This window comes from Bradyrhizobium sp. cir1 (assembly GCF_014198245.1).
GTDB lineage: Bacteria > Pseudomonadota > Alphaproteobacteria > Rhizobiales > Xanthobacteraceae > Bradyrhizobium.
Genome location: NZ_JACIHE010000036.1, coordinates 31385 through 53749 on the forward strand (window position 1 = coordinate 31385; position 22365 = coordinate 53749).

At 64.8% G+C, this 22365-nt stretch carries 22 protein-coding genes and 1 tRNA gene; 13 read left to right on the forward strand and 10 right to left on the reverse strand.

The window, feature by feature from the left end; translation table 11 throughout:
* Nucleotides 1–316: 316 nt before the first annotated feature.
* Together GGD63_RS37030 and GGD63_RS37035 are read right to left on the reverse strand one after the other, a co-directional pair.
* A complete protein-coding gene (locus GGD63_RS37030) occupies nucleotides 317–1303 on the reverse strand; it encodes an NAD(P)-dependent oxidoreductase (protein ID WP_183249818.1) in 987 nt (328 codons plus the stop codon).
* 76 nt (nucleotides 1304–1379) lie between these two features.
* Nucleotides 1380–1454: transfer RNA gene (locus GGD63_RS37035), tRNA-Gly, on the reverse strand.
* A 273-nt stretch (nucleotides 1455–1727) separates the two neighbouring features.
* On the opposite strand from GGD63_RS37035, the gene trxA reads away from it, so the two are divergent.
* Both trxA and GGD63_RS37045 read left to right on the forward strand, forming a co-directional pair.
* Nucleotides 1728–2651, forward strand: coding sequence for a thioredoxin (trxA, locus tag GGD63_RS37040; protein WP_183249820.1), 924 nt, complete (start codon nucleotides 1728–1730; stop codon nucleotides 2649–2651).
* An 87-nt stretch (nucleotides 2652–2738) separates the two neighbouring features.
* Nucleotides 2739–3416 carry an LON peptidase substrate-binding domain-containing protein gene (locus tag GGD63_RS37045; RefSeq protein WP_183249822.1) on the forward strand — a complete coding sequence of 226 codons (678 nt, stop codon included), beginning with the start codon at nucleotides 2739–2741 and terminating at the stop codon, nucleotides 3414–3416.
* A 12-nt stretch (nucleotides 3417–3428) separates the two neighbouring features.
* Here GGD63_RS37045 and GGD63_RS37050 read toward each other — a convergent pair whose 3' ends face one another.
* The 5 genes from GGD63_RS37050 to GGD63_RS37070 all read right to left on the reverse strand — a co-directional run bounded on the left by GGD63_RS37050 (nucleotide 3429) and on the right by GGD63_RS37070 (nucleotide 8499).
* Nucleotides 3429–5927, reverse strand: a complete 2499-nt coding sequence (locus GGD63_RS37050; RefSeq protein WP_183249824.1) for an EAL domain-containing protein — start codon at nucleotides 5925–5927, stop codon at nucleotides 3429–3431.
* A 279-nt stretch (nucleotides 5928–6206) separates the two neighbouring features.
* Nucleotides 6207–6800: a cytochrome b/b6 domain-containing protein gene (locus tag GGD63_RS37055; RefSeq protein WP_183249826.1), complete on the reverse strand. Its 594-nt coding sequence runs from the start codon at nucleotides 6798–6800 to the stop codon at nucleotides 6207–6209.
* A 13-nt stretch (nucleotides 6801–6813) separates the two neighbouring features.
* Entirely contained in the window at nucleotides 6814–7092 is a 279-nt protein-coding gene (locus tag GGD63_RS37060) for a PepSY domain-containing protein (RefSeq protein WP_100233301.1), read from the reverse strand.
* Nucleotides 7093–7326: 234 nt separating this feature from the next.
* Nucleotides 7327–8127, reverse strand: coding sequence for an SDR family oxidoreductase (locus tag GGD63_RS37065; RefSeq protein WP_183249828.1), 801 nt, complete (start codon nucleotides 8125–8127; stop codon nucleotides 7327–7329).
* 21 nt (nucleotides 8128–8148) lie between these two features.
* Complete coding sequence (locus GGD63_RS37070) at nucleotides 8149–8499, reverse strand: hypothetical protein (RefSeq protein WP_183249829.1); 351 nt, start codon at nucleotides 8497–8499, stop codon at nucleotides 8149–8151.
* Between the two features lie 90 nt (nucleotides 8500–8589).
* On the opposite strand from GGD63_RS37070, the gene GGD63_RS37075 reads away from it, so the two are divergent.
* Nucleotides 8590–9120: a TetR/AcrR family transcriptional regulator gene (locus GGD63_RS37075; RefSeq protein ID WP_183249831.1), complete on the forward strand. Its 531-nt coding sequence runs from the start codon at nucleotides 8590–8592 to the stop codon at nucleotides 9118–9120.
* A 59-nt stretch (nucleotides 9121–9179) separates the two neighbouring features.
* Nucleotides 9180–9377 (forward strand): Trm112 family protein, encoded by a 198-nt coding sequence (locus tag GGD63_RS37080; RefSeq protein ID WP_183249833.1) that lies wholly within the window; start codon nucleotides 9180–9182, stop codon nucleotides 9375–9377.
* Between the two features lie 121 nt (nucleotides 9378–9498).
* Here the strand turns inward: GGD63_RS37080 and GGD63_RS37085 are convergent, their stop codons facing one another.
* Nucleotides 9499–10719: a ubiquinone biosynthesis hydroxylase gene (locus tag GGD63_RS37085; RefSeq protein ID WP_183249835.1), complete on the reverse strand. Its 1221-nt coding sequence runs from the start codon at nucleotides 10717–10719 to the stop codon at nucleotides 9499–9501.
* Between the two features lie 152 nt (nucleotides 10720–10871).
* Here GGD63_RS37085 and tesB point away from each other — a divergent pair, with 152 nt between their 5' ends.
* On the forward strand, nucleotides 10872–11732 hold the full coding sequence (gene tesB / locus GGD63_RS37090; RefSeq protein WP_183249837.1) for an acyl-CoA thioesterase II: 861 nt from the start codon (nucleotides 10872–10874) through the stop codon (nucleotides 11730–11732).
* Nucleotides 11733–11735: 3 nt separating this feature from the next.
* Here tesB and GGD63_RS37095 read toward each other — a convergent pair whose 3' ends face one another.
* Nucleotides 11736–12623, reverse strand: coding sequence for a DUF4339 domain-containing protein (locus GGD63_RS37095; protein ID WP_183249839.1), 888 nt, complete (start codon nucleotides 12621–12623; stop codon nucleotides 11736–11738).
* A 261-nt stretch (nucleotides 12624–12884) separates the two neighbouring features.
* On the opposite strand from GGD63_RS37095, the gene GGD63_RS37100 reads away from it, so the two are divergent.
* The 4 genes from GGD63_RS37100 (at nucleotide 12885) to GGD63_RS37115 (ending at nucleotide 16731) form a co-directional block, all read left to right on the forward strand.
* Nucleotides 12885–13223 (forward strand): P-II family nitrogen regulator, encoded by a 339-nt coding sequence (locus GGD63_RS37100; protein WP_018323564.1) that lies wholly within the window; start codon nucleotides 12885–12887, stop codon nucleotides 13221–13223.
* Between the two features lie 70 nt (nucleotides 13224–13293).
* Nucleotides 13294–14595 (forward strand): ammonium transporter, encoded by a 1302-nt coding sequence (locus tag GGD63_RS37105; RefSeq protein ID WP_183249841.1) that lies wholly within the window; start codon nucleotides 13294–13296, stop codon nucleotides 14593–14595.
* 311 nt (nucleotides 14596–14906) lie between these two features.
* Nucleotides 14907–15245: a P-II family nitrogen regulator gene (locus tag GGD63_RS37110; protein WP_008142813.1), complete on the forward strand. Its 339-nt coding sequence runs from the start codon at nucleotides 14907–14909 to the stop codon at nucleotides 15243–15245.
* Between the two features lie 37 nt (nucleotides 15246–15282).
* The gene (locus tag GGD63_RS37115) at nucleotides 15283–16731 is read left to right on the forward strand and encodes an ammonium transporter (protein WP_183249843.1); all 1449 of its coding nucleotides are present in this window, start codon (nucleotides 15283–15285) and stop codon (nucleotides 16729–16731) included.
* A gap of 41 nt (nucleotides 16732–16772) precedes the next feature.
* On the opposite strand, the gene GGD63_RS37120 is transcribed toward GGD63_RS37115, so the two are convergent.
* Nucleotides 16773–16949: a hypothetical protein gene (locus GGD63_RS37120; RefSeq protein WP_183249846.1), complete on the reverse strand. Its 177-nt coding sequence runs from the start codon at nucleotides 16947–16949 to the stop codon at nucleotides 16773–16775.
* Between GGD63_RS37120 and GGD63_RS37125 the strand changes: the two genes are divergently transcribed.
* From GGD63_RS37125 to GGD63_RS37140, 4 genes are all read left to right on the forward strand, one after another.
* On the forward strand, nucleotides 16948–17352 hold the full coding sequence (locus tag GGD63_RS37125) for a GFA family protein (RefSeq protein ID WP_183249848.1): 405 nt from the start codon (nucleotides 16948–16950) through the stop codon (nucleotides 17350–17352). The genes GGD63_RS37120 and GGD63_RS37125 overlap by 2 nt on opposite strands.
* Nucleotides 17353–17571: 219 nt before the next feature.
* Complete coding sequence (locus GGD63_RS37130) at nucleotides 17572–18786, forward strand: aminotransferase class I/II-fold pyridoxal phosphate-dependent enzyme (protein WP_183249850.1); 1215 nt, start codon at nucleotides 17572–17574, stop codon at nucleotides 18784–18786.
* 9 nt (nucleotides 18787–18795) lie between these two features.
* Entirely contained in the window at nucleotides 18796–21276 is a 2481-nt protein-coding gene (locus tag GGD63_RS37135; protein ID WP_183249851.1) for a DNA translocase FtsK, read from the forward strand.
* A 181-nt stretch (nucleotides 21277–21457) separates the two neighbouring features.
* Nucleotides 21458–22183, forward strand: a complete 726-nt coding sequence (locus GGD63_RS37140) for an outer membrane lipoprotein carrier protein LolA (RefSeq protein ID WP_246785808.1) — start codon at nucleotides 21458–21460, stop codon at nucleotides 22181–22183.
* Nucleotides 22184–22365: the final 182 nt, after the last annotated feature.

The following is a 22365-nucleotide window of genomic DNA, read 5'->3' on the forward strand; positions in this document are numbered from 1 at the left end:
CGAAGTTTGTAGTCTGTCAGGACGACAGACCTAAAAAGGTTAGCACATCTGCGAGCGCTGAGAAGCGCATGGCGTGTGCTGCGATCGCACTCAATAAAAGTTGAGACGGTTTGCTCCGCCCGCAAGCGCGGCAACGGCAACGATCTCGCTGCATCGCGGAATCGGGATAACGCCCAGCTCAATTTGCAGGCAGCGGGAAGGGGCCACATCAAAATGCGAAAACAACCCCATGCACAGTAGAACGACCAAGGCCAACTTGCGCGCGGTGACAGCGCGCAGGCGATTGACACGTCGAGCAAAACTGCAAAAGCGGTGATCAGGAGACGATGGGGTAAGGCCCTTCGTCGAAAACCGCCTCGTGATAGCCCTTCGACCCGACCTCGCGCGCAAGCGCGCTGCGGAAATCCTGACCCACACGGAGGCGCTGCAGCACGTGCGCGAAGTCGAATTCGGGCCGCCAGCCCAGCTCGCGCCGGGCGCGCGCGTTGACATAGACGCGGTCGATCTGCGGAAACAGGCGCCAGCCGCGCGCCGCGTAGAGCTGCGCACAATCCGGATAGAGCGCGCGCACGACGCTCGCTGCGTCATCCGCCAGCGCCGCGAGATGATGCGACTCGAACGGGCTCGTGGCCGAAACGATATAGCGGGCAAAGCCGATCTTTGGCGCGCGCTCGACGGCGAGCAGATGGGCGCTCATCGCGTCCGCTATATCGAGCCGGCGATAGAGCAGCTCGTTGGCCTGCGCATTGTCCAGCGGATAGGCTGATCGCATCGCCGGGTCGTCATCGTCCTCGGGGAAGAAGCGCGAGGTCCGCAAGACCACGACCGGCAGGCCGCGCTCGCGAAAGAACAGCTCGCACAAATTCTCCGCCGTCAGCTTGGTCGTGCCATAGATGTTTTTCGGCACCGGCGGCAGCTCCTCGGTAACCCACACCGCCGCCTGTCCCGCCTCCGGCCGCAGCTGCGAGCCGAACGCGCTGGTGGTGCTGGTGAAGACGAAGCTCTTCACCCCGGCGGCCGCGGCCGCCTCGAGCAGATTGAGCGTGCCGGTGACGTTGGTGTCGACGAAGTCCTGCTTGCCGTGAGTCGCCACATGCGGCTTGTGCAGCGTCGCGGTGTGGATCACGGCGGAGACGCCGTCCATCTGGCGTCGGACGAATGCGGGATCGACGATCGAGCCGACGGCATCGCTGAAGGGCGAGGGCTTCAGATCGATCCCGCGGGCAGGCAGCCCCCGCCCTTGAAGGGTCCGGAGGATAGCTTCTCCGAGGTGGCCGGCGCTGCCGGTGACCAGAATTGTCATTGCAAACCCAATACAGCCGCCAGCGGCGTGGAAGACCACGGCCTGGTCCGGTTTGGCTGGATGCTCTGGGAAAAATTGGAGCGGGCGAAGGGGCTCGAACCCTCGACCCCGACCTTGGCAAGGTCGTGCTCTACCACTGAGCTACACCCGCATCCTGTGTCGGTCGCGTGACGCGCCGGCAACGGCTGTCGTATGCCAAAAGCGGAAGGGGAATGCAACAGCTACCGGCAGCTTAGATTCGCAATCCGGACCCCTAAATAGACCCGGAAAGCGGCCAAATCGACCGAAAACAGCCCGGAACCGGCGAATCGGCCCCGACGGATTGAAATTCGGCCCATTCGGCCCAATTTAGGAGCCGACAGCGAAGCATATGCATTGGCGACGTGCTAAAGAGCCGCCATTCCAGACATGACGAGGGGATCCCGTGACGATCATCGACCAGGGTAACGGAGCCGCAAACCCGGCTGCGGCCGATCTGATCAAGGACACCACCACCCAGACCTTCGTGAAGGACGTCATCGAGGAATCGAAGCGCCAGCCGGTGCTGATCGACTTCTGGGCGGAGTGGTGCGGCCCCTGCAAGCAGCTCACGCCCGTGCTGGAAAAGGCGGTCAAGGCGGCCAAGGGCAAGGTCAAGCTGGTCAAGATGAACATCGACCAGCACCCGGCCATTCCGGGCCAGATGGGCATCCAGTCGATCCCGGCCGTGATCGCCTTCGTCAACGGCCAGCCGGCCGACGGCTTCATGGGCGCGGTGCCCGAGAGCCAGCTCAACGCCTTCATCGAAAAGCTGACCAAGGGCGTCACCGCCCCGGGCGAGGTCAATGTCGCCGAGATCGTGCAAGAAGCCGACGGCGTGCTCGCCGAGGGTGATGCCGCGGCGGCCGCGCAGATCTACGCCGAGGCGCTGCAGCATGATTCCACCAACATCGCGGCCCTGGCCGGCCTTGCGAAATGCTACGCCGTCTCCGGCGCGATGGAGCAGGCCAAGCAGACGCTGGCCATGGTGCCGGAATCCAAGCGCAACGATCCCGCGGTGAAGGCCGTGCAGACCGCGATCGACCTCGCCGAGCAGGCGGAGCAGCTCGGGCCGGTGGCCGAGCTGGAACAGAAAGTTGCCGCAAACCCGCTCGATCATCACGCCCGGTTCGACCTTGCGACCGCGCTCAACGCGCAAGGCAACCGCGCCGCCGCCACCGACCAGCTGCTCGAGATCATCAAGCGCGACCGCAAGTGGAACGACGACGGCGCCCGCAAGCAGCTCGTGCAGTTCTTCGAGGCCTGGGGCGGCACGGATGATGCAACGGTCGAGGGACGAAAGCGCTTGTCGACGATTCTGTTTTCGTAGGGCGCGGTTGTTGTTGGAGCATGATCTTGTCGGAAAACCGCTGCACACTTTTCCGGATCATGCTCTAGCCAAGTCAGCGGGGACAAGATGCCGATCAACATCGAATATCGCGGACCCGCCGACCTTCCCGAGATCATTCCGGTGTTTCCGCTGCCGGGCGCGCTGCTGCTGCCGCGCGGCCAGATGCCGCTCAACATCTTCGAGCCGCGTTATCTTGCGATGGTCGACGACAGCTTCCGCGACGGCCACCGCTTGATCGGCATGATCCAGCCCGACGTAGCGCACTCGCCGAAGAATTCCGACAAGCCGACGCTGTTCCGCGTCGGCTGCGTCGGCCGCATCACCCAGCTCGCCGAATCCGGCGACGGCCGCTACATCCTCGAGCTCACCGGCGTTTCGCGCTTCAAGGTGGTCGAGGAGCTCGAGGTGCTCACCGCCTACCGGCAGTGCAAGGTGGATTTCTTCACCTTCGTCGACGACTTCACCGCCCGCATGGGCGAGGACAAGGTCGACCGCGAAGCGCTGCTGGCCGTGCTCGCCGACTTCCTGAAGGCCAACAATCTCAAGGTCGACTGGGAGGGCGTCGAGAGCGCGCCGAACGAGGCGCTCGTCAACGCGCTGGCGATGATGTCGCCCTATGGCCCCGCCGAAAAGCAGGCCATGCTGGAGGCGCCGGACCTGAAGACCCGCGCCGAGATCCTGATCGCGGTTACCGAGATGGACCTCGCCAAGAAGCGCACCAGCGGCGATCCGCCGCTGCAGTGAGGCTCTGAAGGCTCACGCGGCGCGGATGGCTGCCTCATCTCGCCGCAGCACTCTGGCGACGTCGGATGCAGGCATCGGCCGGCTGAAATAATAGCCCTGCGTTTCGACGCACCCCTCCTCACGGAGGATGTCGAGCTGCTCCTCGGTTTCGACGCCTTCGGCGGTCGTCGTCTTGCCGAGGCTGACGGCGAAACGCACCACTGCGCGCGCGAGATGGCGCGCCTCTGACCGCGCGCTGGAGAGTTCGTCGACGAAGCTGCGGTCGATCTTGACCTTGTCGAACGGGAATCTCTGCAGAAAGCTCAGCGATGAATAGCCGGTGCCGAAATCGTCCAGGGCGATTCGCACGCCGAGCTCGCGCAGCTGGGCGAGCACCGCAAACACGGCTTCGCTGTCATGCATGATCACCGTCTCGGTGACCTCGAGCTCGAGCCTGTGCGGCGCAAGTCCTGAACCCGCCAGCGCGCCGACAATGACCGGAACGAGCTCCTTGCTCCTGAACTGGGCGGGAGACAGGTTGATCGCGATCCTGAGATGCGCAGGCCATGTGGCAGCTTCCGCGCAGGCGGTCCTCAACACCCATTCGCCCAGCGGCACGATCAAGCCGGTCTCCTCCGCGAGCGGGATGAATTCGCCCGGCAGCACCAGGCCCCGCTGCGGGTGATGCCAGCGCAGCAAGGCCTCGAAGCCACAGGTCTCGCCGGTCGCGGCGCTGACGAACGGCTGGTAGTGGAGCTCGAACTGACGGCCGGCAAGCGCATCCCGCATGTCGCGTTCCAGGTTGCGTCGCGCATGCATGAGCTCGTCGAGCTCCGGCTCGAAGAAGCGGAATGCACCACGTCCGCCGCTCTTGGCCGAGTAGAGCGCGAGATCCGCGCTCTTCAGGATCACGTCGGAATCGTTGCCGTCGCGCGGCGCGATGGCAATGCCGATGCTGGTGCCCACCGTGACCCGGTGATCGCCGAGATCGAAGGGTTCGCAAAGCGCCTTTCTGATGTTCTCGGCCAGGACGGCGGCCTCCACGGCCGGGTTGGTCACGTAGTCGATCACCGCGAACTCGTCGCCGCCCAGTCGGGCAATCAACGCGGTTTCCGTGACGCATTCGCGCAGACGCGCGGCGACGGCGCGCAATAGGGCATCGCCCGCCGGATGTCCCAGCGTGTCGTTGACCTCCTTGAAGCGATCGAGGTCGAGCATGAGCACGGCCAGATCGAGGCCGCCGTTGCGCGTCACCGCAATCGCATGCTCCATCCGCTCCCTGAGCAGCACGCGATTTGGCAGATCGGTCAGCGCGTCGTGTTGCGCCATATGGGTGATCTTGGCCTCGGACCGGCGTTGCTCGGTCACGTCGAGATGCGTGGCCACCCATCCGCCGCCGGCCATTGGCTGTCGCGTCACGCAGATCAGCCGGCCATCCGCAAACTCGTCGATCCTGCTCGAGACTGCATCGAACGGCAGGGCCGCCAGTTTCGAGATGAATTGCTCGGCAGCGCCTTCGCTGGAATCGCCCTTGAGAATGCCCTTCGCGATACGATTCCTGATGATGTCGGTATGCGATGTCCCGGTCCTCAGCAGTTCCGGCGGCAGCTGATAGAGTCGGGCATAACGCTCGTTGCAGACGACAAGCCGCTTTTCGGCGTCGAACATGCAAAGGCCCTCGACCATGTGATTGATCGCCGTGTCCAGCCTGAGCGTCTGTCCCTGTAGTTCTTGCTGCGAATCTTCGAGCTGCTGCCGGGCGAGCGAAAGCTGGCTGATGATCTCCTCGAACCTGGCGGTTCGGCTTGCCAGGCGGCGATCGGCCAGCACGCCGATCAGGCTCATTCCCAGCACGGAAAGTGCGACACCGGCGATGGCAAGGGCGAGGAAAGCCGGCGAAAGCGAGAGCGTACCCGTCGCGAGGGTGGGATCCGGCGTGATCTGCACGGCGCCCATGGCCGTGAAGTGATGCGACACGATAGCGAGTGTGAGCAGGACGGCCGCTCCCAGCGTACCGCGATAGTCCTGGTAGGTGAGGGCAACTGCCAGCGCGGCGTAGCCGAGGCACATGCCGAGAATGATCGAGACGATCACGAGGTCCACCGACCAGGTGACCCGGCCTGGCACTTCAAGGGCCCACATTCCCAGATAGTGCATGCTGGCAATGCCGCCACCGATGATGACCCCCCCTGCCAGCGCGCCCCACCGGCGGGACGTGCCGACCGCAACACCGAAACCGACCGAGGTCAGGACCATTGCCGCGGCAAGTGAAAACGCGGTCAGCACCAGGCCATAGCCAACCGTGACGCCCGGCTCATAGGCGAGCATCGCGACAAAATGCGTGGCCCAGATTCCGTATCCGATGGCCGCGCCGGCGATCGCGATCCAGATCCACCGCGTCCTCACGCGCGTTGCGATCGCACGATGAAAGATACTGACCGCAACGATGCTCGCGACGAAGCAGACCAGGCCTGCCAGCACAACGAGCCGCCAATCGTGCTCGGCCGTAAGACAAGAAAAAACGCGGAACATGCAATATGGCTCCATCGTCAATAGTGCCGATGGTGGATGCCCTAAACGTTCATCGCGTTAATTTTGTGCAACGCCTGATTGCATACTTACCGGCGGGTTAACGCTTCCTGCTCAATTCGATTTTTGGTCCACCGGCCCGCGACCGCGCGCGAGCCGGGGAAGAACGCGTACGACGAAGGCTAAAGCGCGATGAGATTCGGATGAATCGTCACGCGCTTTAGGTTGTTGTTTACGCATGATCTTTCCGGAAAACCGCTTCGCACTTTTCCGGATCATGCTTTAGTGGTTAGCGCGGATGCGTTTTCGGCCGGTGATCATCGCGCGGATCAGGTTCTCGCGCTGAAGAAGCCCCATCAGCAGCACGCCCAGCACATGCAGCACGACCAGCACGATGACCGCGTCCGATGAATAGTGGTGGGTGTCCTCGACCCACCAGAGGCCGAAGAAGGTCACCGTCACCGACATCGCGCCCGTGATCGCCGAGACGGCGGTCGCCAGCAGCAGCGCGACCAGCATCAACGTGCCGGCGGGATTGAGCCCGATATAGCGGCCGGTGATGCCGCGGCGCAGATTCCAGAGATAGCGTGGTGCGGCACGAAGCCGGACGCCGACCATGCGGAAACGGGAGTAGCGACTGCCCCAAAAACCCCAGACCAGACGGAAGGCGAGAAGCCCAAGGACTGTATAGCCGACGATGCGATGAACCCGGTCATAGACGGTGGGCGTGAACCACGCGGCCAGGATGCTGGCCGCGAAAACCCAGTGCCAGAGGCGCAGCGGCAGATCCCAGACTGCGACCGTCCGCGAAGCGGTTCGATCCGCGGGGGCCCGATCGGCCGGCCCGCGCGCTTCTGGCACCGCTTTTTCGATCAAGCCGGGATGACCCTTACTTGGCGATCGTGTGCTTCAGGCTGAGATCTTCCGGGCTGTAGAACAACTCGTAGAGCTTGCCTTCCTTGACGCCGTACACTTCGTAGCACGAGCCTTCGATCTTGGAGCGCCGCACTTCGTAGCCCAGCGCCTTGGCCTTGGCTTCGGCTTCGCTGGCCGGCTTCCACGACGCCTTGTCGAGCTTGGTGCAGTCCTTGAAACCGTCGGCCATGGCCGTCGATCCCGCGCCAATCCCGATCGTCAGTGCAATGGCAACAACACGAATGACCTTCACGAACTTCTCCTCTTCTGTCGTGGGCGCTGCGCGGAGCCGCGAGCGACACCGAAGGAAGCAAAGGAGGAGGTGAAGTCAATCGGGTTCGGGCATGGATCGCTTTAGATAAGTTCTAACATCGGCCAAAAGCCGAGTACTCGCCGTGCGCAGTGCACGTTCGGCGCGCCTCTGCGGCCTAACGCCTCACAGGCTCGTGGCGCACCGCTAGCCCGGCCAGTTGTGCCAGGCCGCGCCTCACGCCGCAGGATAGTTGCGTCGCAGCCAATCCGCCCAGGAGAGCTGTCCGCGAACACCTTGGCTGACGACGAAACCCATGCCGCGCACCCTCGCGTCCGATAGATTCATCGGCAGGATTTTTTGATGCCATCCCCGGGCGTCCTGATACCGGCGGGCCAACGAGACGAGCCGGAGATCTTCGGGACCACCAATCTCGACACGCTCGCCACGCATTCCGTCGACGGTGCAGGCCACGACGTGGTTGGCGACGTCGGAAGTATCGACGGGATTGAACCGCGTCGTCGGCACCGGCCACACCGGAAGCCAGCCGAGGCCCGCGAGCAGCTTGTCGAGCAAATAGTAGAACGGCATCGCGCGAACGACGGACCAGGGCAGGACCGATGCACGCACCAGCCGTTCGCCGGCGAGCTTGACCCGCGCGTAAGGCAAGGTTGCCTCATCAAGGCCGACGATCGAGACGTGGAGGAAGTGCTGTACCCCAGATTCCCCACTGAGCGACAGCAGCCGCTCCGTGCCCTCGACGTCCACGGCGGAGGGCGACGTGAAGAAGTCGATTGGGCGAATGCCGCCGCGCCGCGCGATCGGCGACCAGGTCGCCGCATTGATCACCGTATCGACATCGTGCAGCGCGTCCCGCAACCCGGCGCCCGTCGCCAGGTCGCCGATCGCCCATTCGACATCCGATCGCGTGCGCGGCGCTCGCGCAAACACCCGAACGCGACGTCCATTGCGAACGAGACGATCGACGATATCCCGGCCGAGATGGCCTGTGCCTCCGGTGACGAGTGTCAGCGCCATGGCTCCACTCCCATTCGACGCTCAATAGCCCGCAACCGCCATCGCGACGACGGCACTGAGCATCATCCAGCCGAAGTGCCGGCCACGCGTTGCCCATGCGTTGGCGAGAGCGGAGAAGCCGAACACGCAGGCCATGGTGACGACGATCCAGTGGCGTGCCGGCTCCGAGCCCATCCAGGGCGTCGCGATCAGGAGCACGCCACCGCCGATCCAGGCCACGGTCGAGGCCTGCCAGACCAGGCGGATCAGGGTGCGCAGCCGTTCCGGTTCGATGCGGGCGCGCGCGAAGACCTTTGCCTCGCCGAGGTAGCCGTGGATGAGGGCCACGGCAATGGTCAGGACGCCGGCGCACTGAAGCAAAAGATCACGCATCAACGCCTCCATACAGTTGTGTATGGTGAGATAGAGGCTGGCCTGTCGCCTGTCAATACACTAGTGTATGGTTCGATCCGGGGAACCGATATGACCGAACAGCTCTCCGCCGACGACTGGATCAAAGAGGGGCTGAAGGCACTCGCCAAGAGCGGCTTCACCGCGTTGAAGGCCGATCCCCTGGCCAGGGCCATGGGGGTTTCGCGCGGCAGCTTCTATTGGCATTTCGCCGATCTCGGCGCGTTCCATGCCGCCGTGCTGAAGCGCTGGCGCGAGATCGCGGCCGAGCAGATCATTGCCGACGTCGAGGCGGCCGGCGACGAGCCGCTGCAGGCGCTGCTGCGCAGGTCGTTCGGCGCGCGGCTCGACCTCGAGCGCGCGGTGCGCAACTGGGCAGCCTTCGACGCCGGCGCGCAAGGAGCGGTGCGCGCGATCGACCGCCGCAGGCTCGACTATATCGAGCAGCTGCTCGGCAAGCGCGGGCTCGCTCCCGCGGCGGCGCAAGCCCGCGCGCAGATCCTCTATTGGACGTTTCTCGGCTTTGCCCTGTCGGGCGCGCCGGTGCCGGCGGCACGGCTTCAGGGCATCCTCGACGAGATTCTGCAGATGGTTTCGGCTTGAACCCGCGATGGGCGGGCGCGAATTTCTGTGGTAGAGGCAAGCAATTGCCGGAGACAGTGATGAACGCGCCTACCGAACGTCCCGAAGCCAGCGTCGATCCCAAGCTGCTGGAAATTCTGGTCTGCCCGCTGACCAAGGGCCCGCTGGAGTTCGATTCCGAAAAGCAGGAACTGATCTCGCGCAGCGCCAAGCTCGCCTACCCGATCCGCGACGGCATCCCGATCATGCTGCCGGAAGAGGCGCGCAAGATCGATTGAGGTGAATCTCACGCGCAGAATTGCGCGATGACGGCGCTGCACACTCAGTGTCGTCCCGGCCCCCGTGCGCAATTGCGCACGGGGGCCGGGACGACGGTGGAGGGTGTAGCGCCAGCGCCCCTTACAACGCCTCGCCCTTCAACAGCCGCGGCACCTCGCCGGTGAGGCCGGCGGCCTGGCGGATGAAGAGGTTCTTCAGCGGCGGGGCGCGGTCGACGAGGCCGAGGCCGATGTCGCGCACGGTGCGCAGCAGGGTCGACTGGTTGGAGAACAGGAAGTTCAGCGAGTTGGTGGCAACGCCCATCGCCATGGTGTCGAAGCGGCGCCAGCGCTGGTAGCGCTCGAGCACGTCGGCGGCGCCGAGATCCATGCCGAGCCGCGCGGCGTCGACGACGACCTCGGCCAGCGCGGCAACATCCTTCAGCCCCATGTTGAGACCCTGGCCCGCGATCGGATGGATCACATGCGCGGCATCGCCGACCAGCGCGAGGCGCTCGGCGATGAAGGAGCGCGCGACGAAATAGGACAGCGGAAACGCGCGCGGCTTGTCGAGCGCCTTCACCTCGCCGAGATGCAGGCCGAAACGCTGCTCGAGCTCGCTGTGAAATTCCTCGTCACTGAGCGCAACGATCCGCACGGCCTCGGCCCGGCGCTCGGTCCACACCAGCGATGAGCGCTTTCCCGAGAGCGGCAGGATCGCGAACGGACCCGCAGGCAGGAAGTGCTCCTCGGCGCGGCCTTCGTGATCGCGCTCATGGCCAACGGTGACGACGATGCCGGACTGGTCATACTCCCAGCCATGGGTGGCGATGCCGGCGCGCTCGCGCAGCTTCGACCGCGCACCGTCGGCGGCGACCAGGAGGCTCGCCGCGATCACGCTGCCGTCGCCGAGCGTCACGTCGATGCCCTCCGCGCGCGCATCGTAGGACGCAACCGTGGTGGCGCGGAGATCGATGCCCTCGGCCTCGGCGCGCACCACCAGCGCATCGATCAGGCGGCGGTTCTCGACCATGTGGGCAAAGGGCTCGCCCGGCGCGACGTCGCCGGCAAAGTTCAGGAACACCGGACGCGTGGCGTCCTCCAGCTTCGAATCAGTGACGACCATGTCGAGGATCGGCTGCGCCTCGCCCTTGACGTCGTCCCAGGCGCCGATCGCCTCGAACAGGCGGCGGCAGGCGGCGACGATCGCAGTGGCGCGCGGGTCCCGGCTCGGCCGCGTGCCGAGCGCGGGATCGGCGACGATGACGGGGATCTCGGGACCCAGCCCCTGGCGCAACGCCAGAGCCAGTGCGAGGCCGGCAAACGCGCCGCCGCCAATGACAATGCTTCCCTGTACCGACATACCAAGCTTCCCGGTCAATTCTCGGTCTTGCTAGCAGACTTGAGCTGGGCGAAACAGTGCGGTGAAACAAGGGCGGAACGGCCCACCTGTGTCATTCCGGGCCTGCGCCGTTCCGGCGCATCCCGGAATGACGACTTCAGAGAGTTGTGTTCATGTCCAAAAGCCTGATCGACCTGATCTCGATCCTCGACCTCGAACAGCTCGAGGTGAATTTGTTCCGCGGCAACAGTCCGAAGACGAGCTGGCAGCGCGTATTCGGCGGCCAGGTGATCGGGCAAGCGATGGTTGCGGCCTGCCGCACGGTCGAGGGCCGGCTGCCGCATTCGCTGCATTGTTATTTCATCCTCCCCGGCGATCCGCAGATCCCAATCATCTACCAGGTCGAGCGCCTGCGCGACGGCAAGAGCTATTCGACGCGGCGCGTCACCGCGATCCAGCACGGCAATGCGATCTTCTCGATCATGGTGTCGTTCCACGCCGACGAGCAGACCGCATTCGACCATCAGGACAAAATGCCCGACGTGCCGCCGCCGGAGAAGCTCACGGCGGAGGAGGTGGCGAAGCAGCCGATGTTCCGCGAGATGCCGGAGTTCATTCGCCGCTACTACGAGTCCGATCGACCGATCGAGCTGCGCCCGGTCGAGCTCGGCCGCTATTTCGGCCAGAAGATCGACGACGGCCGCATCCACGTCTGGATCAAGACCGCGGCGAAATTGCCTGACGATCCGGCGCTGCACATGTGCGCGCTCGCCTATGCCTCGGACTTCTCGTTGCTGGATGCGATCATGGCGCGCTACGGCCGCACGCTGTTCGACAAGCGCATGATGCCGGCGAGCCTTGACCACGCGATGTGGTTTCACCGCCCGTTCCGCGCCGACGAATGGCTGCTCTACGCGCAGGATTCGCCGAGCGCGCAATCAGGCCGCGGCCTGACCCGCGGCTCGATCTTCAAGCCCGATGGCACGCTGGTCGCCTCCGTCGCGCAGGAAGGCTCCGTGCGCGAGCGGAGATAGCGCTCAATAGCCGCGAGCCGCCGCCCCGCGATCGACCAGCGCGAATTGCGATACGAACCAGCGGCCGTACCAGCGCAGCATCCACGGGATCGGGATGATGAAGCTGCACGCCAGCGAGAACACCACCGATCGCCACAGGACCTGCCAGCCGCTGCCGTTGAAGACGACCTCGCGCCGCGTGCCCTCGATGTTCCGGCAATTCCAGCGCATCCAGAACGCGATCACCCAGGCCCAGCCGATGATGGTGATGGTCGAGATCATCATCAGCAGGTACCAGCCGACATAGCCGATCGCGCTGCCCTGGAACGAGAGCGGCAGCCGCTCGCCGTTCGAGGTGAGATTGGCGATGATCCAGCGCAGGATCACCCAGGCGAGGAACGCGTTGGCGATCACCGCAAGGAGCGGCGCGAACGAGATGCCGGTCGCGCCGGCGTAGGTCAGGAGCGCGTTGAGCATCAACGCCCACCAGATGTCCATCGGCTGGCCGGCGAAACCAAAATTGGGGCGGCCCGGAACCTGGATGTTCGACGTGATGTATTTGTAGAACCAGACGGTGACCCAGGGTGCGGGGATCACCAGCAGGATGCCGATCACGAACACGATGCTGCGGCCGAGCAGACCGAACGGGCTGAAATCAGCCGACAGCGCTCCGCCGGCAGCGCCACCATAGCCAGCGCCGCCCATCATCGGCGGGCCGCCGGCCGGAATCATCGGGGGTGCACCGCCGCCGACGAGGCCCGGAATCTCGGCGGCCTTCTGCCAGCCGGCCATGCCCTCGGACCACACCAGCGTGTCCGGGCGGACGACGCCCTGGGCGATCAGGTCGCGGAATTGTCCTTCCGGAAAGGGCCCCTGCTGCTTGCCCTCGGATGCGTAGAACCAGCTCGCCATGAAACGTCCCCCTCGAACATACTTATGTACCGGCCAAGGCGCTTAGGTTCACCGCTTCGGTTCACCGCATCCATGCCAAAAATGCATTGTGAAGGATGAACGGCTGCCCTGTACAGAGGCGGCCGTTCACATGACCGCCCTTGGCCAAACGTTTTTCTGCTTCAATCTGCAACTTTTTTGTGCCATTTGCCCGGAAAGATGCCAGATTGACGCAGCGCCGGGGACATACGGCGCGGCGCATCCCGGGGAATAGGCCTGACCATGAAACTCGTCGTCGCGATCATCAAACCCTTCAAGCTCGATGAGGTCCGCCAGGCCCTGACGGCGATCGGCGTCCACGGCATGACCGTGACCGAGGTGAAGGGCTATGGCCGCCAGAAGGGCCACACCGAGATCTATCGCGGCGCGGAGTATGTCGTGAACTTCCTGCCGAAGCTGCGCATCGAGATCGCGGTCGCCTCCGACGTCGCCGACAAGGCGGTCGCCGTGATCACCTCGACAGCCCGCACCGGCCAGATCGGTGATGGCAAGATCTTCGTCACGCCGATCGACCACGCGCTGCGCATCCGCACCGGCGAAACCGACAGCGACGCACTTTAAGAGAACTGCTTCGACGCACCGGGCAACGACGCCACAGCGTGCGACGTCATCACTGCTTGGGGGAAACGACATGGCGGGATTGTTGCGCCGCGCGGCCGTTATGGCTGCGCCGATCGGATTTGTGTCGGTCATTGCCGCACCCGCCTACGCCGCGGAGTCCCAAATCAACACCGCCGACACCGCCTGGATGATCGTCGCCACCGCGCTGGTGCTGATGATGACGATCCCGGGGCTGGCGCTGTTCTATTCCGGCATGGTGCGCAAGAAGAACGTGCTCGCCACCATGGCGCAGAGCCTCGCCGCGGTGACGATCATCTCCATTCTCTGGGTCGCGTTCGGCTATTCGCTCTGCTTCGTCGGCGACGGGCCGTGGATCGGAACGCTCGATCGCTGGTTCCTCGCCGGCATGACGCTCGACAGCGTCAATCCCGCGGCGAAGACGATCCCGGAGGCATTGTTCATGCTGTACCAGATGACGTTTGCGATCATCACGGTGGCGCTGGTCGCGGGCTCGGTCGCCGACCGGATGCGGTTCTCGGCCTATCTGTTGTTCTCCGTCGCCTGGTTCATCTTCGTCTATATTCCGCTGGCGCATTGGGTGTGGGGCGGCGGCTTCCTCAACAGCCTGGGCGTGCTCGACTTCGCCGGCGGACTCGTGGTGCACCTGTCGGCCGGCACCGCCGGCCTCGTCGCCGCCAAGGTGATGGGACGCCGTCACGGCTACGGCACCGAGAATCTCTCGCCGTTCGACCTCTCGCTCGCGGTGATGGGCACCGGCCTGTTGTGGGTCGGCTGGTTCGGCTTCAACGGCGGCTCGGCAGGCGCGGCCAATTCGCGCGCGGTGCTGGCGATCATCGCGACACATCTCGCGGCCTGCTCCGGCGCGCTGACCTGGGGTGCGATCGAATGGTCGACACGGCGCAAGCCCTCCGTGCTCGGCATGATCTCGGGCGCGGTCGCCGGTCTCGGCACCATCACGCCGGCCTCCGGATTCGTGGCACCCTGGCACGGCATCGTCATCGGCGTGATTGCCGGCGTGATCTGCTACTGGGCCTGCACCTGGCTGAAGCACCGCTTCGACTATGACGATTCGCTCGACGTGTTCGGCGTCCACGGCATCGGCGGCCTGACCGGCACCCTGCTCGCCGGCGTGTTCGCAACCAGCGCGATCGGCGGTACCGCCGGCCTGATCGAGGGCCATCCGCAGCAGCTTCTGATCCAGCTCTACGGGGTCGCCGTCACCTTCGTCTGGGCGGCGGGCGTGAGCTTCATCCTGCTCAAGCTGGTCGGCCTGTTCGTGCCGTTGCGCGTATCCCGTGAGCACGAGCTTGAGGGATTGGATATTTCGCAGCACGGCGAAGCCCTGCAATAGGCCTTCTGCGCTACGTAATTACCTTCCCGCTGCCCGACACGTGAGCAACATTGTGTCGGCAGCCTGTCGTGCCTGCGTTTTGAGCAGACGTGATCACGTTTTGAGCGCGACGTAATAGCGCACTGCACCGCAATACCCACCAAACGCGAAAACACCCGTTTTCATAATCCGTTAGGCAAGGCGCCTGATCTGGCACGGCATTTGATTCTAGGGGGCCGGCTGTGCCCGCGTAGTGAAACTTCTCCCTCGTGGCGAACCAGTCGAGAAACGCCCGGCCACGTCCGGACCGGGCCCAAGCGGGGATAGGACCCATGAAAATTGTTATGGCGATTATCAAGCCATTCAAGCTGGAAGAAGTCCGTGACGCCCTGACCGCCATCGGCGTTCACGGTCTCACGGTGACGGAAGTCAAGGGGTATGGCCGCCAGAAGGGCCATACGGAAATCTATCGCGGCGCCGAATATGCCGTGAGCTTCCTGCCCAAGATCAAGATCGAGGTCGCTGTCGCCTCCGACCAGGTCGACAAGACCATCGACGCCATCACGTCCGCCGCGAAAACCGGACAGATCGGCGACGGCAAGATCTTCGTCATCAATCTCGACCATGCGGTTCGCATCCGCACCGGCGAGGCCGATGCCGCGGCCCTCTGATTTCGCGCTCAACCTTATCCAATCAGGAGTAAATAATATGACGTTCAAGCGTCCCTATGGCGCGGGATTGGCGGCTCTCGCAGTCGGCCTGTTCGCTGCGACCGCAGCCTACGCCGAGCCAACGGTCAACAAGGGAGACAACGCCTGGATGCTGACATCGACAGTGCTAGTGCTGTTGATGACGATCCCCGGCCTCGCGCTGTTCTACGGCGGTCTCGTCCGCTCCAAGAACATGCTCTCCGTTCTGATGCAGGTGTTCTACACCGTCTGCGTCGTCACCGTGATCTGGGCCGTGTACGGCTACAGTCTCGCCTTCACCGGCGGTTCCGACTTCATCGGCGGCTTCTCCAAGGCCTTCATGATGGGCGTCACCACCGACTCGAAGGCCGCGACCTTCTCGGTCGACGCCAACATCTCGGAGCTCGTCTATGTGTGCTTCCAGATGACCTTCGCGGCGATCACGCCCGCCCTCATCGTCGGCGCCTTCGCCGAGCGCATGAAGTTCTCGGCGATCGCTCTCTTCATCCCGCTCTGGGTCACGCTGATCTACTTCCCGATCGCGCACATGGTCTGGTACTGGCCGGGCCCGGACGCGATCCAGGACGCGGCCAAGGCTCTGGCTGCGGCGGGTGATGCGGCGGCGAAGACCGCGGCACAGGCCAAGCTCGACGAGATCAATGCCGACGCCGGCTGGATCTTCAAGGCGGGCGCGATCGACTTCGCAGGCGGCACCGTGGTGCACATCAACGCCGGCATCGCAGGTCTCGTCGGCGCCCTCCTGATCGGCAAGCGCGTCGGTTACGGCAAGGACCTGTTGGCCCCGCACTCGCTGACCATGTCGATGATCGGCGCCTCGCTGCTCTGGGTCGGCTGGTTCGGCTTCAACGCCGGCTCCAACCTCGAAGCCAATGGCGGCGCCGCCCTGGCCATGACCAACTCCTTCGTCGCCACCGCAGCCGCCGCGCTGTCGTGGATGTTCGCGGAGTGGATCGTGAAGGGTCATCCGTCGGTGCTCGGCGTCATCTCCGGCGCCGTCGCGGGCCTCGTGGCTGTCACGCCTGCCGCCGGCTTCGCCGGCCCGATGGGTGCGATCGTCCTCGGCCTCGTGGTCGGCGTGGTCTGCCTGTTCTTCTGCACCGTCGTGAAGAACGCGCTCGGCTACGATGACAGCCTCGACGTGTTCGGCGTGCACTGCATCGGCGGCATCGTCGGCGCCATCGGCACCGGCATCCTCGTGAACCCCGCCCTCGGCGGCGCCGGCATCATCGACTACACCGCGATCCCGCCGAAGGTTGCCGATTACGACTTCGCGGCGCAGATGATCTCCCAGCTCAAGGCCGTCGGCACCACGCTGGTGTGGTCGGGCGTCGGTTCGGCGATCCTCTACAAGGTCGTCGATGTGATCGTTGGCCTCCGCGCCAATGTCGAGAGCGAGCGTGAAGGCCTCGACATCACCGAGCACACCGAGCGCGCCTACAACATGTAACTCTCCTCCCGGACGCGGCCTCTTCGGGGCCGCGTCCACAACTACGGTTTGGGCACATACCCGGCAATGCCCCGACCGTTGAGGGGCTCCAGCGCAAGTTGGAGCCCCTTTCTTTTTGCAGGATTCTTTTTGCCCAGCGCGCAAAGAAAAGGATTGCCATTCCAGATTGCCGGCGCAGAAATATCGACCACAACGAAAATAAAATGGGAGGTCGTCATGCGTTTGGAAGGCGGATGCTATTGCGGCGAAGTGCGCTATGTCGCCGAGGGCGACCCGATGATGCAGGCGCAGTGTCATTGCCGCGAGTGCCAGTACATCACGGGCGGCGCGCCCAACACCTTCATCGCAATGCCGGCCGCCGGCTTCTCCTACATCACCGGCCAGCCCAAGCAGTTCACGCGCAAGGACCTCGCGCGCGCCGTCACGCGCGAGTTCTGCGCCGAATGCGGCACGCATCTGGTGACCAAGGTTCCGGGCCTGCCCGCTGCGATCGTCAAGGTCGGCACGCTGGATGAGCCGGGGCAATTCCATCCGCAGATGGCGATCTACACCTGCGACATGCAGGAGTTCCACGCGATCCCCGCGGGCATGAAGACATTCGAGAAGCTGCCGGGGCGGTGAGGGTCAACCCACGAAAGCGGTGCATTCCCTCTCCCGCAAGCGGGAGAGGCGAGAACCGCCATGCATCCCGTTGTTATCCGGCCCCATTATTCCCGCTCTGGACGGCGGCGGCGGCCGATGGTTAATCGCGTCTTAACCTCGCCCTATCTATGGTGAACTGAACCGCTTCCCGCCGGCGCCTTGGTGCGACCGGCCGTTCCAAGAGTGCTGGCGTCCAGAATGGCAATGACCGCTTCATCCCGTGCGCCGCAGGCCAGTGGAAGCTCTGATTCCGAACGCTCGCCCTTCGTCCGGCTGAACGAGCTGCTGGCTCCGCATCAACCGGGTAAGCCCTTGATTTCGCTTGCGGTCGGCGAACCCCAGCATCCCGTGCCCGACTTCGTCGGCCCGGTGCTGGCCAAGCACATTGCCGAGTTCGGCCGTTACCCCATGAACCAGGGCACCGAGCCGTTCCGCAACGCTGCCGGCGCCTGGCTGTCGTCCCGCTTCAACCTGCCACGGCCGCTCGACCCCAAGACCGAGATTCTCGTCCTCAACGGCAGCCGCGAGGGGCTGTTTCTCGCCGCCATCGCGGCCGCGCGCTATGTCGGCCCGCGCCCGGGCAAGCCCGCCATCCTGATGCCGAACCCGTTCTATCCGGTCTATGGCGCCGGCGCGGGCGCAGCCGCTTGCGAGCCGGTCTATCTGCCGACCACGGTCGAGAACGGCTTCCTGCCCGATCTCGACGCCATCGACGAAGCGACGCTGGCGCGCACGGTGGCGTTCTATCTGGCTTCGCCCGCCAATCCGCAGGGCTCGGTCGCGAGGCCCGACTATTTCAGGCGGTTGAAGCAGCTCGCGGACCGCTATGGTTTCGTCATCCTCAGCGACGAGTGCTATTCCGAGATCTACACCCGCGAAGCCCCGGGCAGCGCGCTGGAATGCGCCGGCCCCGACTTCACCCGCGTGGTTGCGTTCCAGTCGCTGTCGAAGCGCTCCAACCTGCCGGGCCTGCGTGTCGGCTTCGCCGCGGGCGACAAGAAGTTCATCGGCATGTTCCTCGAGCTGCGCAACATCGCCGCGCCCCAGGTGCCGGTGCCGCTCCAGCATGTCGCGACCGTCGCCTATGGCGATGAGGCGCATGTCGAGGAGAACCGCAGGCTGTACCGGATCAAGTTCGATCTTGCCGACCAGATCATCGGCAACCGTTACGGCTATCGCCGGCCCGATGGCGGCTTTTGCGTCTGGCTGAACACCTCCGAGATCGGCGACGATGTGTCGGTGACGCTCAAGCTTTTCAAGGAAGCGGGCGTGCGCGTGGTGCCGGGCAGCTTTCTGGCGCGACGGCAGCCTGACGGATTCAATCCCGGCGCGGGCTACATCCGCCTCGCGCTGGTGCAGGATGGCGAGACCACGGCGCAGGCGCTGCACCGCATGGTCGAAACTCTGGGTTAGGCGGGGCCCATGAGCATGTCGGCAATCGAACGTGTCATTCCACTGGTCGGCCATCTGCCGCCCTCGATCCGCGAGGGGCTGGCGCGGCGCATGCGCGAGCTCACCGGTCTTGGCCTGATCGCGCTGTCGGGCGTCGCCTCGGCGGCGCTGATGACCTGGTCGGTGCAGGATCCTAGCCTCAGCCACGCGACCTCGCGGCCGATCCGCAACATCCTCGGCTATGCCGGCGCGATCGGCGCCGACCTTGCGATGCAGATCCTCGGGCTCGGCGCGATCATGCTGGTGCTGACCGTCGCGGTCTGGGGCTGGCGCATGATGACGCATCGCCCGTTCGATCGCGAGGCGCTGCGGCTCGGCTCCTGGATCCTCTGCACGGTGATCGCGGCGGGCTTCGTCAGCTGCTGGCCCCATGGCGGCGCCTGGCCGCTGCCGACCGGACTCGGCGGCGTGGTCGGCGATGCCCTGGTGCGCGCGCCCGCGGTGATCTTCGGACCACCGGGCACGATCTATCGCATGATCCTCGGCACGATCCTGTTCGCCGCGATGGCCGCGACCTTCCTGATCGCCTGCGGCCTCGGCGCACGCGAGCACGACGACGAGCTCGCCGAGATCGCGGACGACGACAAGCCGCTCGACGAGGACGAGGAGAGCGATCGCGGCTCGGTGTCGCTGGGCTGGCTGTTCCATGCGCTGATGAGCACGAAGGCAAGGCTGATCTGGCTGCTTGGCGCTGCCTATCGCTCGCTGGTCTCGAGCGGACCGAAGACCAAGGCCGTTGCGTTCAGCCGCCAGGAGCCAAATCTCGGCGGCGGTCGCGCCGCGCCCTCGATCTCGCCGCAGGCCGAGAACGAGGACTACGAGGACGAGCACGAAGAAGAGGCGGAAGACGAGGAGGAGGAAGAGGAGGAGCCCGCTGCGCGCGCCCCGCGCAAGAAGGCGGCGCCGAAGGCTGCGGCCAAGAAATCCTCCGACAAGTTCGATCTTCCCTCCGTCTCGATGCTGGCCGCGCCGAAGGCTGGCGATCGTCAGCCGCTCAGCAAGGCCGAGCTGGAGACCAATTCGCGTTCGCTCGAAGGCGTGCTGCAGGATTTCGGCGTGCGCGGCGAGATCGTGAAGGCCAATCCGGGCCCTGTCGTCACGCTGTACGAGCTGGAGCCGGCGCCCGGCATCAAGTCCTCGCGGGTGATCGGACTTGCCGACGACATCGCCCGCTCGATGAGCGCGCTGTCGGCGCGCGTCGCCGTCGTGCCCGGCCGCAACGCGATCGGCATCGAGCTGCCCAACGCGCATCGCGAAAAGGTTTACTTGCGCGAATTGCTGGTGGCGAAGGAAGCCACCGACACGGTGGCAAAACTGCCGCTCTGCCTCGGCAAGACCATCGGCGGCGACCCTGTCATCATCGACCTCGCGCGCACGCCGCACATGCTGATCGCCGGCACCACCGGCTCCGGTAAATCGGTCGCCATCAACACCATGATCCTCAGCCTGGTCTACCGGCTGCGCCCGGACCAGTGCCGGTTGATCATGGTCGATCCGAAGATGCTCGAACTCTCTGTCTATGACGGCATTCCCCATCTGCTCACGCCTGTCGTGACCGACCCGAAGAAGGCGGTGGTCGCGCTGAAATGGGCGGTGCGCGAGATGGAAGAGCGCTACAAGAACATGGCCAAGCTCGGTGTGCGCAACATCGACGGTTACAACACGCGCCTGCTCGAGTTGAAGGCCAAGGGCGAGGAGCCGACGCGCACGGTGCACACCGGCTTCGACAAGGAGACCGGCAAGGCGATCTACGAGGAAGAAAAGCTCTCGCTCGACCCGCTGCCCTACATCGTCATCATCGTCGACGAAATGGCCGACCTGATGATGGTCGCCGGCAAAGACATCGAAGGCGCGGTGCAGCGCCTCGCGCAGATGGCGCGCGCCGCCGGCCTGCACGTGATCCTGGCGACGCAGCGTCCGTCGGTCGACGTTATCACCGGCACAATCAAGGCGAACTTCCCGACCCGCATCGCCTTCCAGGTCACGTCCAAGATCGACAGCCGCACCATCCTCGGCGAGATGGGCGCCGAGCAGTTGCTCGGCCAGGGCGACATGCTCTACATGGCCGGCGGCGGCCGAATCAGCCGCGTGCACGGACCTTTTGCTTCCGACGAGGAAGTCGAGAAGGTGGTGCGTCACCTCAAGACGCAGGGCCAGCCGGAATATCTCGAGGCGGTCACGGCCGAAGAGCCGACCGAGGACGAGGATGGCGCGGTGTTCGACGCCACCGGCATGGGTGGCGATGGCGGCGGCGATTTATTCCAGCAGGCCGTTGCGATCGTCAAACGCGATCGCAAGGCCTCGACCAGCTACATCCAGCGCCGCCTGCAAATCGGCTATAACCGCGCCGCATCGCTGATGGAGCGCATGGAACTGGAAGGCATCGTCGGTCCCGCCAACCACGCCGGCAAGCGCGAGATTCTGGTCGAGGAAGAAGACAGCCATATGTGAGGCGAGGCGCCTCAAACCATAATTTCACGCGAAATCGTTATCTGCTTTTGCCCGAAATCACGCTAAAAGGCGCTTAGCCACACAGGACGACGCGTTGATCAGACATCCGGACATTCGATTCGCTGCCTCCATCGCTGCGCGAAGCGCACGCGCGGCCGGCGTGCTTCTCGTCACCGCCGCGATGGTGACTGCGGCGTCGTTCGCGCAGACCGTGCCGGTGCCGAAGCCTGCGCCGAAGGGGCGCGACGGCGGCACCTCCGCCGGGGGACCGGCTGTCACCGGCGCGACGCAGGCGCCGCCGAACCCGGTCATTCCGGACCCGCGCCGCAACGTGCCGAGCAGCATTTTCCAGACCTTCGACGCCAACCAGAAGGCGCAGGCGGCCAAGGTCAGCGCCTATCTGTCCTCGCTGCAGACGCTGGTCGGGAATTTCGTCCAGGTCGGCCCCGACGGCAGCAAGACGCAGGGCGATTTCTACATCCAGAAGCCCGGCAAGGTGCGCTTCGAATATGACGCACCGAGCCCGATCGACATCATCGCCGACGGTTCGTCCCTCGTGGTGCGCGACCGCAAGCTCGCGACCCAGGACGTCTATCCGCTGTCGCAGACGCCGCTGCGCTTTCTGTTGTCCGATCGCATCGACCTGATGAAGGACACCAATGTCGTCAACGTCTCGGCCGATGACATCTTCGTCAGCGTCACCATCGAGGAGAAGCAGGCGCTGGTCGGCACCAGCCGCCTCTTGCTGATGTTCGGCGCCAAGGACGGCCAGCTCAAGCAGTGGACCGTCACCGACCCGCAGGGCTACGACACCACGATCGCGGTCTACAACCTGGATTCGAGCAAGAGGCTCGATCCCGGCATGTTCAAGATCGATTTCACAAACTACGGCCAGTCCCCGGGTTGAGCGCCGCGCTCTCGTAGGGTGGGCAAAGGCGCAAAGCGCCGTGCCCACGATCTCTCTCCGCATTTGCGTTTGGTGGGCACGCTTACGCTTTGCCCACCCTTGTTTTAGCGCACTGGATTAGAATGGCCTCGTTCCGTGAGGAATGGCCCAGCCCGGGTGGCCGCCCGAGCTGGGCTGCCGAT